Origin of the sequence: Luteitalea sp., assembly GCF_044337415.1 — a bacterium.
GTDB lineage: Bacteria > Acidobacteriota > Vicinamibacteria > Vicinamibacterales > Vicinamibacteraceae > Luteitalea.
This window is the reverse complement of sequence record NZ_JBIINP010000035.1, coordinates 15299-33195: the sequence shown is the minus strand read 5'-3', so window position 1 is coordinate 33195 and position 17897 is coordinate 15299. Positions and strand designations below refer to the sequence as shown.

The window sequence follows — 17897 nt, the reverse complement described above, 5'->3', positions numbered from 1 at the left end:
CGCTACCTGGGCACGCACGTCGGCGTCATCGGCGGGCACGAGGCCTATCGCGGCACGTGGTTCGGGGAAGGCGAAGTGAAGGTGTTCCTCGACGGCGACACCACGCTGCCGACGCTCGTCGGCACGGGCACCGAGGACTACATCGGCACGGGCTGGGGACAGGGCACGTACCGTGGCCGGTACCACGGCTCGCTCGTGTCTGACGAGAAAGCCGATCTCTACGCGTTCTACCGGTACCACCTCGACGACCCGGTGTTCTTCCACCGCGACTGCCGGGTGACGATCCAGCAGATGGGCAATGCGCCGACCGCGAAGATCAAGGCGATGCAGGCCGCCGGCGCGCCCGTCGTGCCGGTGCTGGTGCTGGACCTGAAGGGCGAGCCGGTGATGGACATCCGGAAGACGCCGCCCGACGTCCACCTCCTGCTCGACGCGCAGGGCTTGCCGGCCTTCGACGACCCGCGGCATCCGCAGGGCGGGGTCAACTACTACCGCTCGGACGATGTGTCGGCGACCGCGTACTTCTACCTGGATAGGCCGGTGAACGGCCTGCCGCCCCTCGCGCCCGCCGCCGCCCGCGTCGACGGCATGCGCGAACGGGTGTGGGCGGGAAGGCAGTGAAGGAACAGGCGACGGGCTACAGGCCGCAGGCTGCCTGTAGCCTGTAGCCTGCTCTACCTAGAGCAAGAACCCCGCGATCGTCGCGGTGACGAAGTTGGCCAGCGTGCCGGCGAGCATCGCGCGGAAGCCGAGGCGGGCCAGGTCGCTGCGGCGGCTCGGGGCGAGCGCGCCGATGCCGCCGACCTGCATGCCGATCGACGCGAAGTTGGCAAAGCCGCACAGCGCGAAGGTGGCGATGGTGAACGAGCGCGGGTCGAGCGTCGCCTTCATCGGGCCGAGCTGCGAGTAGGCCACGAACTCGTTGAGCACCATGCGGGTGCCGAGCAGGTTACCGATCACCGGCGCGTCCTGCCAGGGCACGCCCATGCTCCAGGCGATGGGGGCGAACACCCAGCCGAAGATCTGCTGCAGGCTCAGCCCGGCCAGGCCGAGGATGGCGTTGAGCAGCGCGATGAGGGCCAGGAACGAGATCAGCATCGCGCCGACGTTGAGCGCGAGCATCAGGCCTTCCGACGTGCCGCGCCCGGCGGCGTCGATGATGTTGACGTCGGTCTTGTCGTGCTTCAGCGTCACGGCGCCCATCGTCTCTGGCACCTCGGTCTCGGGCACGAAGATCTTGGCCATCATCAGCGTGCCTGGCGCGGTCATGATCACGGCGGTGAGCAGGTGCTGCGCCTCGATGCCGAAGAGCACGTAGGCGGCCATGATGCCGCCGGAGATGTGCGCCATGCCGGAGGTCATCACGGTCATGAGCTCGGACTGCGTCATCTTGGCGATGAACGGCCGGATGGTGAGCGGGGCCTCGGTCTGGCCCATGAAGATGCTCGCGGCGACGTTGAGCGTCTCGGCGCCGCTGGCCTTCATCACGAAGCGCATGCCAACGGCGAAGGCGCGCACCACCAGCTGCATCACGCCCAGGTAGTAGAGGATCGCGAAGAGCGACGCGATGAAGATGATGGTGGGCAGCACCTGGAACGCGAACAGCACCGAGTACTGGGCGCCTTCCGGCCCGAGCGCGGCCGTCATGATCCGCGGCCACACGTCCTTGTTGCCGAGCGGCCCGAACACGAAGCCCGCGCCGACGTTGCCGAAGTCGAGCAGCCAGTTGATGCCGCGCCCCGCCGCGGCGAAGGCATCGCGCCCCGGTGTGGTGCGCAACACGATCAGCGCGATGACGATCTGGAGGCCGAGGCCCCAGGCGACGGTCTTGCGGTCGATGGCCGACCGGTCGCTCGACCAGGCAAACGCGATGGCCAGCAGCACGCAGAGGCCGGTGAGCGACTGCACCTTCGGCGCGTTGGCGAGATAGGCGATGGCGGCGGCGATGGCGGCGCCGCCGAGCAGCGCGCCGAGGACGAGGAGGTCCGCCTGGCGCCAGGGAGCGCGGGCGGGAGCCTTGCCGGGAGCGTGGGTCACAGGGCGGGAGTATACCTACGAAGAGCCCAGCTTGCCTGTGTCGGGGCCGCGGACCGGACGTGGCGTCCGGCCCGCGGTGGACCCGGAGGTGCGGCTACGGCACGGTGGTGAAGTTCAGGCTGCTCGCGCCGCCGGAAATCGAGTTCCAGAGCTCGTCGAACACGTTGACCGCGTTGTTGACGTTCACCGTGTACGCCATGCTGCCAGCGAGGCCGCCGACGGGGGTGAGCGTCACGGTGCGGCCGTCGGCCGACAGGGTGAACGTGGTGTTCACACGTGTCGTGCCCTGCCGGAGCTGGACGCCGCCCGTGTAGATCGACGTCCATGACACCGGGCGGGAGAACGTCACCCCAATTGCCGTGTCGCGCGCGACGCCCGCCACGGTCTGGCCATTGGTCAGCTGCGTCTCGACATCCCCGACCATCGCCGTCGTCCGCTGCAACGAGCCGCCACCGGACGTCACCGCGTTGTCTCCCGTGCGGAAGGAGAAGACCGCGGGCGAGGTCACCGCAACACCGGACAGTGACCTGATGATGCCGCTCGACACCGTGTACGTGGTGTTGGGGGCGAGTACCCGGTCGGGCATCACCCGCACCACGCGACCCGCCGGGATACCCGTCCACGTGTTGACGAACGTCCATGTCGTCGGCACCACACCCTCGGGCCCGGTCAGGCGCACGTCATCGAGTGACGTTGGCTCGATCTCGGTGTCGAACACGAACTCGATCACGGTGTTCCTCGCGCTGCCGATGGCTCCTGCCTGCGGCGACGTCCCGACAACCGCGGGCGCCGTCAGTGCCGACGGTGCGGCGACCAGGTACTGGGTGGAACTCTCCCGCACGTTGCCGCTCAGGTCCGTGACGACCGCCGTGGGGGTCACGGCCTCGCCAGCCGTCAGCGGCACCGCGAACGCCAGCGTGACCACCCGGCCATCCGGGCTCAGGGTTGCCGTACCGCCCTCGTTGCGATTGCGGCTGTTGTTCCACATGTACACGTTGCGGCTCAGGGACCCCGGGTCGATGGGTTCGTCGTACTGCCACGCGAAGGTCGTGCGGTTGGTGGTGAGCTGGCCCGGTTCGGCGCTCCTGCGAACGATGACAGGAGCCGTGTAGTCCGTGCCGTTGCCCGTCGTGAACGACCACTCGCTCGGCGCGACGGCCAAGCCACTCGGATCGGTCACCGCCCCGCTAACGCCAACCGTAATCGTCGCGTTCCCGGGCAGCGGCCGCTGCGGCGTCACCGTCACTGTCGTGGGAGCGGTGGACGACGAGGAGAACGACAGCGTGAACGGCAGTGGTTCCCCGTTGGACGACAGTGACAGGTTGCCGCGCGTCAGGGTCGCCTCCGCCATCCGCTCGCTGAACAGCAGCTTGATGGGTGCGTTCAGCCCCACACCAGTGATGCCGCTCGCCGGCGACGCGGCAGTCAGGCTGGGGGGCACCGTGTCAATCGCGGTGCCCGTCCAGAAGGTGCGGCTCGAGGAGGACGACAGAGGCACATCTGCCGCGCTCCGCACGCCGGTGGTCACCCAGACCGTGCCGCACCCGTTGGCTGCCCACGGGGTCGTCGGCACCAGCCTGACCGAGAGCAGGTCCATCGCCACCACGATCGACGTGGGGTGCACTACGCCGCTGCAGTTGCGGACGTACACGTTCGATGACGTTGCCGTGAGCGGGTCGATGGGCGCCGTGAACCTCACGTCCACTACGGCGTTGAGCGAAACATTGCTCTCGCCGCTCGACGGCGTCGTCGCCGCGATGCCGAAGATCGGCGTCGATGCGACGTAGAACAGTTCGTCGAACTTCGAGAACGGGTTACCGGCTACGTCTGTGGCTCCGATCAGAAACACCTCGACCAGCGCCCCTGCCCCGAAGGGCCGCGATGGCGTGAACACGACCGAGTACCCGTCGTCGTCCACCGACACGATCCCGTCGACGAGCACGCCGTTCTCAGACACCGTCAGTCCGCCGTTCAGCGATGCGACGCTGACGGGCGCGCTCGTGAAGAGCGTGATCGGCACGCTGGCCTCTACGCCGCTCGTCCCAATTGCCGGACGCATCTGGCGGACCGATGGCGTGGCCGTGAGGCGCGGCGGCAGCGTGGTGAACTGCGCCTGGAACGGCTGCGCGAGTGCGTTGCCGGCCAGGTCGGTGACGCCCGTGCCTACGACCACCGTGAACGTGCGGCCATAGGGCAGCGGCGGGCTCGAGAGAGTGACGATGCGGGAGTCCTCCGATCGGCTGACCTGCACGCTGCTCCTCAGCGTACCAGCATCGAACAGCGCGAAGTGCTGGTTGCTGATGGAGGCGTTGCTCAGCGGCTCCGAGAAGACGATGGAGATCGTCCGCTGCGGACCCACACCGGTCGCGCCGTCCTCCGGCGTGATGGCCACCACCGTCGGGGGCGTGGTGTCCTGACCACTCTCCGTCGTGAAGGAGAAGCTCCTCCCGCTGTACGACGCCCCACCAGGGTCCCTGACCGCCCCGTAGTAGCTGACCCAGGCGCTCATGGACTGCCCGGCAGGCATCGGCTGGCTCGGCGTGAACGTGAGCGTCGTGCCGCCGGCATCGAGGCTCAGGGTGCCTGGCACGAAGACATTGGACGTGTTGGCGACCACCCTCAGTGTCTCCGGCGTGACCGAGGTCGGTGCCACGCCGCGGCTGAACGCGACGACCACCGGGGCCGTGCGGGACACTCCGGCGGCGCCCGACGCCGGAGAGAGCAGCGTGATCGTCCCCGTGCCGACCTGGGCCGCCGAACCCGTGGTGAAGGTGCTGCTGAAGCTCGCCACCAGGTTGCCATCGATGTCGCCGAGGCCGGAGACGGTCACCAGGTAGGCCGTCGAGGACTGCAGCGGCACTGACGGGCTGAAGGTGAGCGTCAGGCCATCGGACGCCAGGACAGCCGTGCCAGCCACCGACGGGCTGAGCTGCAGGCTCGCCGCGGAGAACGTCGTGGGGTCGATACGGTCCGAGAACCGCACCGTCACCGGCGCGTTGAGCGGGATCGCCGTGGCGCCGTTGGAGGGACTCACCGAGGTCACCACGACGGGATCGGTGTCCACGGCGCCGCCCGTGTAGAAGCTGGCGCAATGTGAACTCGGCAGCACGTTGCCGGCCAGGTCCACACGCGCCGGCGGGCAGGCCGTATAGGTCGACCACGGGTCGAGGTCGCCCGGGTAGGTCAGCGTGATGGTGCGCTGGTCGGCGCTGAACACGAAGGCGACACCGCGAACGTTCGTCGTCTGGGCGTTGGCCAGGTAACCTCCCGTCGCGCGAATCCTGTCGAGCGGCTCGCCGTACACCCAGCGGATCACGGGCCGCGTGCCCGTGTACGCACCTGGCGTCGGTACCTGGCTCACGAGCGCCGGCGCCACGAGGTCGAGGCTGGGCCCGGTGGTGAAGCTGCTGACCACCGGGGACGCCATCGCCACGCCCGCGGTGTCGCGCACGCCGGCCACCCGCACCGTATACGCCGTGTTGGCGCGGAGTGGCGCCGCGGGTCGCAGCACCACTTCCGTGTTGCCCGCCTCGAGCACGCGAGTGATGCCGACAGGCGCGCCTCCGGCCTCGAGGGTGACGCCCGTCACGCTTGACGGCGCGACCGCCCTGTCGAAACGGACCTCCGGAATGGCATTGGTCGGCACGCTCGTGAAGGCGGATGGCGGGCTGACCATGAGCACAGTCGGGCCGCTCACCGGGGTGCGGAGGGCCGTGGTGAACGAGGTGCTCACCGTCTGCACGCTGTTCCCGGACAGGTCGACGAGGCTGTTCACGAACCACGTGAAGGTGCGGTTCACGGCAAGCAGCGTGGTCGGCGACACGGTGACCGACCGGAGGTCACTGCTCACCGAGACCGTCGCCGGAACCACGACACTGGTGAGCGTGTCACGAAGGTACGCCACCGCCGCGGACACCGTGCGCGCATCGATCGGCCGATCGTAGGTGACCGTGAACACGCTGGTGACTGGCACACCGACGTCGCTGCTCGACACGTTCTGCGTGGCGACCCTCGCTCCCACGAAGATGGGGCCGGGCGCCGTCGTGAACCGGACCGTCATGGGAACGGCCGCGTTGAGTGCCCTGTCGGTGATGGCCGAGGTGACGCCGACCACGATCTCCGTCGAGGCCGGAAGCACGTCCTCGGGCGTGAGCGTGACCACCGTCGTCCCGCTAGCCTCGTCCCTCCAGGTCATCACGTACGGCAGATCCTCGCCCCCGGCCTTGAGCGTCAGGCTCTGCGACGTCAGGCTGGCGATCGCAACCGCATCGTCGAACCTCAGCTCGATCGCAGCGTTCACGCCGATCTCCGATGCGCCGTCGACGGGCCTGACACTGGCCACCCGCGGGGCCGTCAGGTCGGCGCCAGGCCCGGTGGTGAACTGGAACTGGCTGCTGCTGGTCGCGCGGCCGTCCACGTCGACCAACTGCGCCGTCGTGTACAAATTGGCGCAGGCATTGGCCGCGAGCGGCGCCGACGGCACCAGTCGAAGCACGGTGTTGCCCAGCAGCAGCTGCCGGGAGGACTGCAGCGTCGTACCGGTGCAGGAACTCAGGTAGAAGCTTGTCGCCGTCACGCTCGACGGGTTCATCGCCTTGCTGAACTGCACGTCGATTGCGGTGTTGGTCGGTACGCCCGACTGACTCCACGCCGGCCACCGGTTCGAGATGACCGGATTGCTGCCGGCCAGCGCCGTGCGCACGGTAAAGCTTCTCTCGTCCCGCATCAGGGCGTTGCCGTACTCGTCCGAGGCGTCGCTGGTGAACCACGCCTGAACGAACGAGCCAGCCTGGAGCGGGGCCGACGGCCGGAAGGTCACCACCGTGTTGCCCGCCGACAGCGACGTCGTCCCCGTGATGAGCACGCCGTCCTGCGCCACATAGAGGGCGCCGGGCACCGTATCGGGGTCCACGGGCTGATCCAGCATGAACACGAGTGGGCGCTCCGGCTCCACTCCGCTCGCTCCTGACCCGGGCCGGAAGGCACGGACCTGCGGCCGCGAGGTCACCGGGCGTTCAGCGACCAGGAAGGCGCTGTACACCTGCTCCGGGAGCGGGTTGCCCGCCAGGTCGGTGACGTTGGGCGACACGACCACCGTGTACGGCATGCCGTACTCCAGTGTCAGGCCGGAGAAGGTCACGGCTCGGTTGTCTGTCGAGATGCCGACGCTGGACGAGACCCGCGTCGAGCCCGCATAGAGCGCCACGTTGGCGCTCGAGAGCGTGGAGCGCTTCATGGGCTCAGAGAACGTCACCGTGATCGGGTTGTTCGGCCCGATATCTGTCGCGCCTTCCGCGGGCGTGACGGCGATCACGCTCGGGGCGGTCGTGTCACTCTCCGCACCAGCCGTCGTGAACGCCGTCGACTGGGGGCCGTTGAACCTGTTCCCTGACCAGTCGTGCATGAAGTACGTGCAGCAGATGCCGGTATACAGGTTGAATGTCCGACCGGCCTCCAGCGGAGCCACCGGCGTGACCGTGAGCACGCGCAGGTCGGCACTGAGGCTGTAGTTCACCGACACCCGGCGTGCCTCGTTGTTCTCGGAGAGGTAGACCGCATCCGATGTGACCGTCGACGGCTCGACCGGCTTGCTGAACGTGACCGTGAAGGCGGCAGTGACGGGCACTGTGCCAGCGGAAGGGCTCACGCTGTACGTCCCGTTGGCGGTGTCTGGCGTCGTGCTGGCCGCGGTCGTGAACGACCACGTGACCGGCGTCCCAGCATTGCCGTTCACATCGCGCAGGTTTTCAACAGTCACGGTGTACGTCGTCGACGGCAGGAGCGGTGCACTCGGCGTGAAGGTGAACCGCCGCTGCTCGTCTGAGGACACCAGTGTCCCCGCCACGGCAGGCTGAACCGTGACCCTGGGGCCGCTGGTCCGGTCGAGCGTATCGGTCGAGCCGAAGGCAATCCTGGCGCTGACGGGCACACCAGTCGCATCTGTGGCTGGCGAGCGAGACCCCAGCGAGGGACCCGCGACATCCGGGTCGCCCACCAACACCGAGAAGCTGTGCGCCGCCACCCGATCGACGCGGTCGTAGCCGCGAATGACGGCCGTATACCGCGTACCCCTCTCGAGGTCGTCTGGCACGGTAAGGGTCACGGTGCGCCTGTCGGCCGAGAGCGCGATCTCGGCTCCCATGACGGTCGTGCCCGTAGCCGATCGCGTCAGGTACGCATTCGAGGCATCGACGCGCAGGGGGTTCAGCGGTTCATCGAACACCGCCCTGAACACCGGACGGGGGCCGACACGCTCATCCTCGAAGGGAGTCCGCGAGACGATGACCGGCCAGGTGTTGTCAGGCCCGGCCGCGGTGGTGAAGTTGAAGCTGGCAGGGTTCGCCAGTGGCAGCCCGACGAGCCCCTCGAGCGCCGCCGTGTAGCTCACGGTGTAGGTGGTGTTCGGCGCCAGCGCGGCCGCTGGCGTGAATGTCACCTGCCGGTAGTCCGACGTGTACCCGAACGTGCCGGGCACCACGCTGCCGCCGCCAGTCACGGTCACCCCGATCGGCACGGTCGTGCTGCTGACAGGCTTGCTGAAGCCGAGCACGACACGCGCGTTCGTACCAACACCCACGGCGTCCGGAGCGATGTTCGACGCCGTGAACGAAGGGCCACTCTCGTCAGTGGCGAAGCCGGTCGTGAAGTCGTAGGCCCAGGACGCGACGGCATTCCCCGAGGCATCCCTGATGCCTGTCAACGTCCCGCTGCGCCCGACGTTCACGCACACGCGATACACGCGGGCGACGGCTAGCACCGCCGTCGGCGTGACGGTGACGATCCGGCCCGAGGGATCCACCTCGACCTGCGCGGGCACGCGGCCTGATGGGCTCGTACTGCAGTACTGCACGTTCGAGTCGTAGAGGTTGATGTTCTCGGCATTCACCGAGGCGCGATCCAGCGGCGCGCTGAACTCGACTACGGCCGTCGCATTGAGTGGCACGCCCGTCGCGTTCGACGCTGGCGTGACCGCCACCACCGTCGCCGCGGTCGTCGTCGACGTCTGCACGGTGAAGCCCGCCAGCACGTTGAACACCTCGCCGCCGGTCTCGACCGTGATGTCGCGCGGCCCGAGCGTGGCGCCGCTGGCGATCACGAGGCTGGCCGTCGCCTGGGTGGCGCTGCTCACCGACAGGGTGCCGAAGGCGCCCGCCGCGGCGCCGTTGACGGCCACGCCGTCGCCAAACCTGGCCCGCGTGACGCCGCCCTGGAAGTTGGTGAACTGGCCCGTGATCGTGACGTTGACCGTCGAGTTCGGCACGCCGATGTTGGGATTGATGACGGTGATGCGGGGAACGCCCTGCTGCACGGTGAACGCAGCCGACAGCGATACCACCTCGGTGCCAGTCGTCACCGTCACCGTGCGCGCCCCTGGCGTCGAGCCCTGCGCCACCGTGACGCTGACCTGCACCTGCGTCGGGCCGTTGACGGTCACCGCACCCGTGGTGAGACCGCTGCCGCTGAACGAGACCACCGACGACGAGGAGAAGTTGGTGAACCGGCCGGTGATCGTGATCACCTGCGTGGAGCCCTGGTCGCCCGTCGACGGCGACACCGTCAGCAACTCGGGCTGCCCCGCGGTGACGGCGAACGTGTAACCCGACGTGTTCACCGGCTGGCCGCCGCTGGTGAGCGACACCGCACGCGTGGACACAGTGGCTGCCGGCTGCACCGTGATCGACGCCGACAGCTGCGTGTCGGAGATCACGGTGACGCCGTTGACGGTGACGCCAGCGCCGAGCGAGAGGGTCGGGGCGCCGGAGGTGAACGATGTGTAGAGCGCGCTGACCTGCACGGTGAGCGTCTGGCCCTGCCGCGCCGACGTCGGCGTGATCGCCGTGAGCACCGGGTCACCGGCGCGGACCTCGAACACGCCCACCAGTTCCGCCACCTGCCCGCCGGTCGTCACCCGCGCCGTGCGCAGCCCGAGCGGCGCTGCCGGCGCAACGTTGACCGTGGCCACCACCTGCGTGGCGCTGATGCGCTGCAGGTTGGTGACCGAGACGCCGGTGCCGAGATCGACCACCGACGAGGACTGGAAGTGCGTGTCGATGCCGAAGATCGTGACCTGCACGCCATTGGTGTTCTGCTTCACGGTCTGCGGGCTCAGCGACGTGAGCCGGGCCGGGCCGGCGGCTACCGTGAACTTCTGCACGCCGGTAGCGACCTGTGCGCCGGTCGTCGCCGTGACGTCACGCGTGGACCGCGTCGCGGTCGGCGACACCGTGACCGTCATCCGGGCCTCGACGCCGCTCACGATGGTCGGCGTCCCCACCGTCACGCCCGCGCCTCCGAAATTGAAGACGGTCTGCGCGGTGAACGCCGTGTTCTGGCCAATCACGGTCACCTGACCGCTCGCACCCTGCGCCAGCGACGTCGGCGTCACGAACTGGATCGTCGGCGTCGTGAAGATCACCGTGAAGCCGTTGGCCAACGTCGCCGTCTCGCCCTGGGTGGTCATGGCGATGCTGCGTAGCCCGGGTGAGGCTCCGGCAGCCACCGTGACGTTCACCGTCGCGACCGTCGGACTGGTCACCGACACGCTGTTCACGGCGATTCCAGCGCCGAAGCTCGCCACCGTGGCGCCCTGCGTGAAGTGCGTGTTCACGCCCGTCACCGTCACGTTCAGCGTGGTCCCCTGGCCTGAACTGGCAGGCGCCACCTGCGTGATGGCCGCCGGTCCCGCCGCGACGACGAATCCGCCGGGTAGCGAGAGCGCCTGACCGGCCGTGGTCACGCGGATCGTCCTGCCGCCGGGCGCGGCGAACCAGCCAACCGCGACCTGCGCCGTGATCGAGGTCGGGCTGGTCACCGTGGCCGAGGTCACCGTCACGTCCCCGCCGTCGATCGCGACGGTCGTCTGGCCCTGCGCCCACTGCGTGAACTGGCCGAGGATGGCCAGCGTCACCGTCTGCTGCTGCAGGCCGGCCGTCGGTGCGGACGACAGCACCAGGGGCGTGCCCTCCTGCACCACGAACGCGTTGCCGAGCGAGGCCACCTCGCCGCCCGTGGTCGCGGTGACCGTACGGCTACCGAGTGTGGCAAGCGGCGCCAGTTCGATCTCCACGGTGGCCTGCGTCGGGCTCGAGACCGAGCGCGACAGCTCGGTGATGCCGCTGCCGAAGCCGAACCTCGTCGACGAACTCCAGTTGGTGTTGCGACCCGTAACCGCCACCGTGATGCGGGCGTTCTGCCGGGCCGTGTTCGGCGACACCGACACGACCTCGGCGGCGCTGGGCGTCACGCTGAAGGCCAGGCTCCGGCTGACGCTCACGCCGTCGGTCGTCGCGGTGACCGTCCGGCCCCCCAACGATGCCAGCAGGTCGATCGCCACGCGCACCTGCGCCGCGTTGGGTCCGAGGATCTCGATCGCCTCGACCGCAACCCCGGGTCCGAAGTCGAACGTCGTGCCGGCCCCGAACTGCACGTGCTGGCCGAGGACGGTCAGCGTGCGCGTCGTGCCCTGCATGCCGCTCGAGGGATCGACCACGGTGAGCTGCGGCTGCTCCTGGACCACCGCGAACTGCGACTGCACGAGCTCGGTGCCGGTCTGAATGTCCACCTGGTGAGACTGGAACGGCGCGGCGCCGCTGATCGTGAGGTTGGCCACGGCCGTGGTCGGGCTGAGCACCTGGAAGCTGTTGATGGCGATCCCCGACAGACCCGGGTCGCCGATCTGCAGCGTGGACGAGGTGTTCCAGTTGGTGAAGCGACCGATGAACGCCACATCGACGGTCTGCCCGCGCAGTGCGCTCGGCGGCGTGATGTACAGCGACGGCGCAGGCGGCGCGTTGGACACGACCGAGAACGACCCGGTGAGCGTCTGCAGCCCGTTGCGCACCACCACCGTGCGGGGACCGAGGCCAGCCGCCGGCGCGATGTCGAGCACGGCGGTGATGCTGGTGTTGCTGTTGACCGTGTAGTCGAGCACGGTCACGCCCGGGCCGAAGTCGATCGCGGGACTGCCGGTGAGCCACTCGGTGTAGAGCCCACGCACCTCGACGTTGACGCCGGTCTCACCGACCTTCGCGCTGCCTGGCTGCACCGAAGCGATGGCCGGGATGCCGCCGGTGACGACGAAGGCGGCGGGGTTCACGAGCGTCTGCGTGCCGGTCGTGACGAACACCGAGCGCCCCCCGAGATCGGCAGAGGGCGCGAGCGTGACACCCACGCGCAGCTCGGTCGGACTCGTGACGAGCACGTAGTCGACCGTGACGTCCCTACCGACGCCGGTCATCGAGAACTGCGTGACACCGCTGGTCCAGGCCGTGCCCTGGCCGGTGACCACGATCTCCATCTGCTGGCCCTGGTTGCCGTTGTCGGGCGCGACCCGCGTGATCACCGCGCCCTGCGACGTGACGGTGAACAGCGCCCCCGACACGATCTGCCCGCCCGTGGTCACGGTGACCAGGCGCCCCCCGACGGCGGCCTGCGCCGCGATGTCGATGGTGGCGTCAAGGGTCGTCGCGTCGATCACGGCGATGCCGTCCACCGTGATGCCTGCCCCAAAGTTGACCGTCGTCACCCCCTGGGCCCAGGCGGTGTTCTGGCCGAGCAGTCGCACCACGAGGTTCTGCTGCCCCTGCTGGCCTGACACGGGGTTGGCGACCGTGAGGGACGCCGTGGTCTGGCCCACCACGAAGCCGAGCGGCAACGACGCCGTCTCGCCGAGCGTGCGCATCGCCACCGTCCGGTAGCCGTTGGCCGCCTGCGACGACACGGCCAGCGACACGTTGGCCTGCGTGGGCGACACGACCTGCACGTTGCCCACGTTCACGCCGGGACCGAAGTCCGCAGTGGTCACACCGGCCGCGAAGTGCGTCGCCTGGCCGGTGACCACCACGTTGACGGTGCTGCCCTGCGTCGAGCTCGACGGGCTGACCGCGGTGATGGCGGCGATGCCGGGCGAGACACACAGCTGGTCGATCAGGCTCACCTGCTCCTGGCCGGTCGTGACGCTCACGGTGCGGCACGGCGCGAGGGGCGATGTGTAGGCCAGCGGATTGATCGTCACGCTGGCGACCGCGCTCACCGAGTCGATCACCGTGACGGCGTTGACCGTCACGTCGTCGCCGTAGTCCACGGTGGTGACGCCCTGCTGCCACGAGGTGAAGCGGCCGAGCAGCTGCACGTCGAACGTGGCGGCCTGCGCGCCGGTCAGCGGACTGGTGCTGAGCAACACCGGCGTGGCCTGCTGCACGTTGAGCGCCTGCGCCATCGACGCACTCTCACCGCCGGTGGTCATCACGACCTGACGGAAGCCGAGCGGGGCAGTCGACAGCACCGTGATCTGCGCGGTGGCGTGCGTCGGGTCGGCCACGGTCACCTGGTTGACGATGACCCCGGCGCCGAAGCTGGCGCGCGTGGCGCCCTGCAGCCAGTGCGTGCCCTCGCCCACCAACGCCACCTGCAGCGTCTGGCCCTGCGCGGCCGCCACTGCCGGATACGGCGCCACCGGGTCAGGCGCGCTGGCGCCCTTGGTGAACAGCACCCGCTGCACGCCAGGCTCGACGAAGAAGCTCGCGCCGGTCACCACCTCCTGGCCCGAGGGCGTGGGGGTGATCACGGAGACCGGATTGCGCCCGAGCGCCGCGGTCGGCGAGACCTGGATCACGGCCGTGGCGCGCGTCGGCGACTCCACGGTGAACTCGGCAACGGCCACCCCGGCGCCAAGAATCAGCGTGCTTTCTGGCCCGAACGTGGTCTGGCGGCCGAGGATGCTCACCGTTGCCGACTGCCCCTGCCGCGCGGACGAGGGCGACACCGACCTGATCGACGGGCTTTCGGGGCTTTCCACGAGGAAGCCGATCGTCAGCTGTTCGGCGCCCGTGTTGACGAACGCGGTGCGGTAGCCGGTCGCGGCGTTGGCGGCGATGGCAATCGTGGCGCGCACCTCCGTCGGGCTCACCACGATCACGTTGCTCACCGACACATCCGGGCCGAAACCGACCGTCGTGACGCCCGTCGCGAAGGTGGTGTGCAGGCCCGTGATGGTCACCGGCACTGTCGTCCCCGGCCGGGCGCGATCAGGACTGATGCGGGTGAGCGTCGCCGGCGTCGCCACGACACGGAAGGGCGCCGTAAGCACTTCCTGCCCGCCGTTCTGGCGCGGAGTGGTCACCGTCACGACGTGGCAGCCGCTCTGCGACACCGGCAGGCACGGGCCCGACAGCGCGTCCGGCTCGATCACGAACGTCGCCGTGGCCGACGTCGGCCCGGTCACGATCAGATCCTGGATACGGACGTCGGCACCGTCGATGGCGACGGTGGTGGCGCCCTGCGTGAAGTGGGTGAACTCCCCGATGAGGTTCACGGTCAACGTGGAGCCGACCATACCCGTGGACGGCCCCAGCGTAAGGCTCGGCGTCGACCGGTACACGCCGAACGTGCCCGCGACGCTTTCGCCACCGGTGATCAGCTGGAAGCCGACCTGCTGCGTGCAGCCGTTGGTGGGAATGGTGAAGACGAGTTCGGCGCTCGTCGGCCCAAGGACCGTCAAGCGGTTCACCGTCGGCAGCGCACACCACGGCGGCGTGACGAAGCGCGCGAAGGTGGTGTCCTGGTTCCAGTTCGTGTTCTCGCCCGTGAGGCGCACGGTCATCACCTCGCCCTGCGCCCCCACGGCCGGCTCGACACGGGTGATTGCCACCGGTCGTGGCTGCACCGAGAAGTCGAAGGCGAACTGCGAGCCGCCGCTCGTGAGGCCGCCCTGCCGCAGGCCGGTCGGCGCGAGCACCGCGATCGCGAGGTCGGCCGTCACCGTGGTGGCGTTGACGACCGTCAGGTTGGAGACCGTGATGCCGGGCCCGAGGCTCAGGGTCGGCGCCTGCGTGGTGAAGCTCGTGTTGGCGGCCGTGATCGTCAGGGTGACCGTGTCGCCCTGCGTCGCCTGTGCCGGCTGCACGCCGGTGATGTAGGGCGCCGTGGCCGACGGCGTCACCGTGAAGGCACCCGCGAGTGCGAGCGACTCACCGCCCGTCACCACGCGCGCGGTGCGCAGGCCAGGCACCGCCGTGCTGGTCACGGCCACCGTCGCCCGCACCTCCGTGGGCGAGACCACCGTGACGCTGCCGACGTTGATCCCGTCGCCCAGCGACACCGTGGTGGCGCCCTGCAGGAAGTGCGTGCCCGTGCCGGTGATCGTGACCACGAATGGCGTGGCGCCCTGCTCACCCGTCGACGGCGCGAGCGACGTGAGCGACGCCGCCGAGGCGCTCACGAGGAAGCCGGGCCCGGCGCCCACGGGCTGCAGCGTGGCGAACTGCCCGCCGGTGACCACGGTGACCGCTCGCCAGCCCGCATCGGCCGTGGGGCTCACCGTCACGTTGGCGATGGCGCGCGTCGGGCTCTGCACCTGCACGAACCCGTTCACCGCAATGCCGGGCCCGAAGTTCGCCGTGGTGCCCGGGGTGTCGCTGGTGGCCTGCGCGAAGGTCGTGTTGTCGCCCTCGATGACCACGTCGACCGTCTCGCCCTGCCGTGCTCCGACGGGCGCGATGGTGATGTAGGAGGGGTCGGGCGACGTCGAAACGACGAACGCGGCGGCGAGCGTGGCCGTCTCGGTGCCCCCGCCAGCGAGCGGTGTGGCAACCGAGGCCGTGCGGCCGCCCGGAAGGGCATCCGCAGCGATCGCCAGGTCGACGACCACGCTGTTGGCCGTCACGTTCCGCAGGTTCGAGACGGTGATGCCCGCCCCAAGGCTCACCACCGACGCCGGCGAGAAGTGCGTGTACCCGTTGCCCGTCACGACCACACCCGTCACGGTGGCGCCGGCCTGACCGGCGCCGGGAGACACGTTGGTGATGGCCGCCGGTGGGTCGGTGGTGGTGCCAGCGCCACTCAGTCGGACGTCGAGCCGACGCGTACTCCCCGGGTCGTTGATGCTGATGAGGCCGGCGCGCGAGCCAGTGGCCGTCGGCCTGAACACGACAGAGGCGACGCAGCTCGATCGCGCCGGGATCGTCCCGCCGCATGCCGTGGTCGCCGTGAAGTCGCCGGTGACCGCCTCGTCGAGGGTCACGGGCACGCTCTGGTGATTCGTGTAGACGATCTGGCGCGACACGCTGGCGGTGTTGAGCTTCTGGCTGGGGAAGCTCAACGAGGTGGGCGAGGCCGTCACGGCGCGGTTGCCGGCCCCCGAGAGCGCGATCACGTTGGGCGACGCGGACGTATCGCTGGCGATCGTCAGGCCACCGCTGCGCGCCCCGCCGATCGTCGGCCGCATCGTCACCGACACCGTGCAGCTCGCGCCGGGCGCCAACGTGGCACCGCAGGTCGTCGACTGGACGGCGAAGTCGCCCGCTGGCATCATCGCGCCGAAGGTCACCGGGATTTGCTGGTTGTTCGTGAGCGTGACCAGGCGCGGTGCGCTCTCGAGGCCCACCGCCGACGCACCGAAGCTCAGCGCGGTGGGCGTGGCCGTCATGGGCGTGGTGCCGAGTCCGGTCAGCGTGGCGCTGATCGGCGCGCCCAGGGCGTTGCTGTGCACGTTCACGGTGGCCGCGCGTGGACCACCCTGCCGTGGCGTGAACGTGAGGTTGACTGTGCACGATGTGAGACTCGCCAGCGTGGTGCCACAGGTGCCGCCCGATCGTGCGAAGTCGCCTCCGGCGGCACCCGTGAAGGTGACGACCGGGGCTCCCAGAGTGAGCGCCGGCAGCGTGGTCGGCCGGTTGTTCGTGAGGGTGAGCCGCACGGCGGCAGACGTCGCGCCCACGGCCGTATCCCGGAACGTCAGGCGCGTCGGCGACAGGGTCGTCTGTGGTCGCGCCGTGCCGGTCAGGCGCAGCCGCGGCGCGCCCCAGACCGTCGGGTCGGCCGACGAGGTGGTCAGCGTGCGCACCACCGACAACGGGTCCGCGAGCCCCGGACTGTAGGTGAGCGTCAGCGTGCACGTGCGCCCGGGGCCGAGCGGCAACGCGGTACACCCCGTGGCCGAGAACGGCGCCGGCACGGACGCGGTGAACGTCTGGAGGGGCACCGACTGGTTGTTGCGCAGCGTGACGGCGATGGCGCGTGACGTGGTGCCCTGGACAGTGGTCTGGAAGCTCACGCTGCCTGTGCTGAACGTGATCGGGAACGTGCTCGAGCCCGACAGGGGCACGAGTTCGGGGCTGGGACTGGCGCTGTGGGCGATGCTCAGCGTGGCGGGCCGTGCCGTGATCGGCGGCGCCGTCGGCGTGAACACCACCGACGCCGTGCACCGCTCACGCGGCGCGAGCGTCGCCGGACACCCGGTCACCGTGTACTCCGGCGACGACGAGGTGAACGCGATGCCTGTCAGCGGCACGTCGAGGTTGTTGGTGAGCCGCACCGTCCTGGCCGCGCTCGCCGTGCTCTGCACCACCGCCCCGAACGCCAGCGACGTCGGCGACAGCGTCGTCGGCGTCACGCCCGAGCCGCTCAGCGTGACCGCCGTGGCCACGCCCGTCGTCGATGGCGTGATCTGCAGCGTGCCCGCCCGCGTACCGAGCACCGTCGGTGTGAAGGTCACCGCCGCCTGGCAGGTCGCGCCCGCGGCCACCGACGTGCCGCATGTGCTCGTGGCGGCGTAGTCGCCCGTGGTCGCCAGCGTGAAGGGCTGCGCGGCGCCGCTCGTGTTCGTGAGCGTGACCGTGCGCGCGACGCTCGCCGTACCTACCCCCTGGGTGCCGAACGACAACGCGGAGGGTGTGGCGCCGAGTTGTGCCATCACGGGCACAGGCAGGGCCGCCAGGACGAGAAGCGCCAGACCGATGGAACGCAGGTAGACGAACATGTGCCAGCTCCGGGTCGCCAGCTCAAGGCGCGGCACGCACGAGGGACCTGCCGTGCGCCTGTCTCCTGTCGAGACGCGCACCTGTCCCTCCGCTGCAGCGCGA

The 17897-nt window shown here is 69.6% G+C and carries 3 protein-coding genes; 1 reads left to right on the top strand and 2 read right to left on the bottom strand.

All coding sequences use genetic code 11. From position 1 onward, the window contains the following. Positions 1-621, top strand: a 621-nt coding sequence (locus tag ACIRDX_RS08365; RefSeq protein ID WP_396624959.1) for a DUF2961 domain-containing protein, incomplete at its 5' end; no start/stop codon positions are given. Positions 622-678: 57 nt separating this feature from the next. Here ACIRDX_RS08365 and ACIRDX_RS08360 read toward each other — a convergent pair. Beyond that, positions 679-2037 carry a NupC/NupG family nucleoside CNT transporter gene (locus ACIRDX_RS08360; protein ID WP_396624958.1) on the bottom strand — a complete coding sequence of 453 codons (1359 nt, stop codon included), beginning with the start codon at positions 2035-2037 and terminating at the stop codon, positions 679-681. A gap of 94 nt (positions 2038-2131) precedes the next feature. Beyond that, positions 2132-17830 carry an Ig-like domain-containing protein gene (locus ACIRDX_RS08355; RefSeq protein WP_396624957.1) on the bottom strand — a complete coding sequence of 5233 codons (15699 nt, stop codon included), beginning with the start codon at positions 17828-17830 and terminating at the stop codon, positions 2132-2134. Positions 17831-17897: the final 67 nt, after the last annotated feature.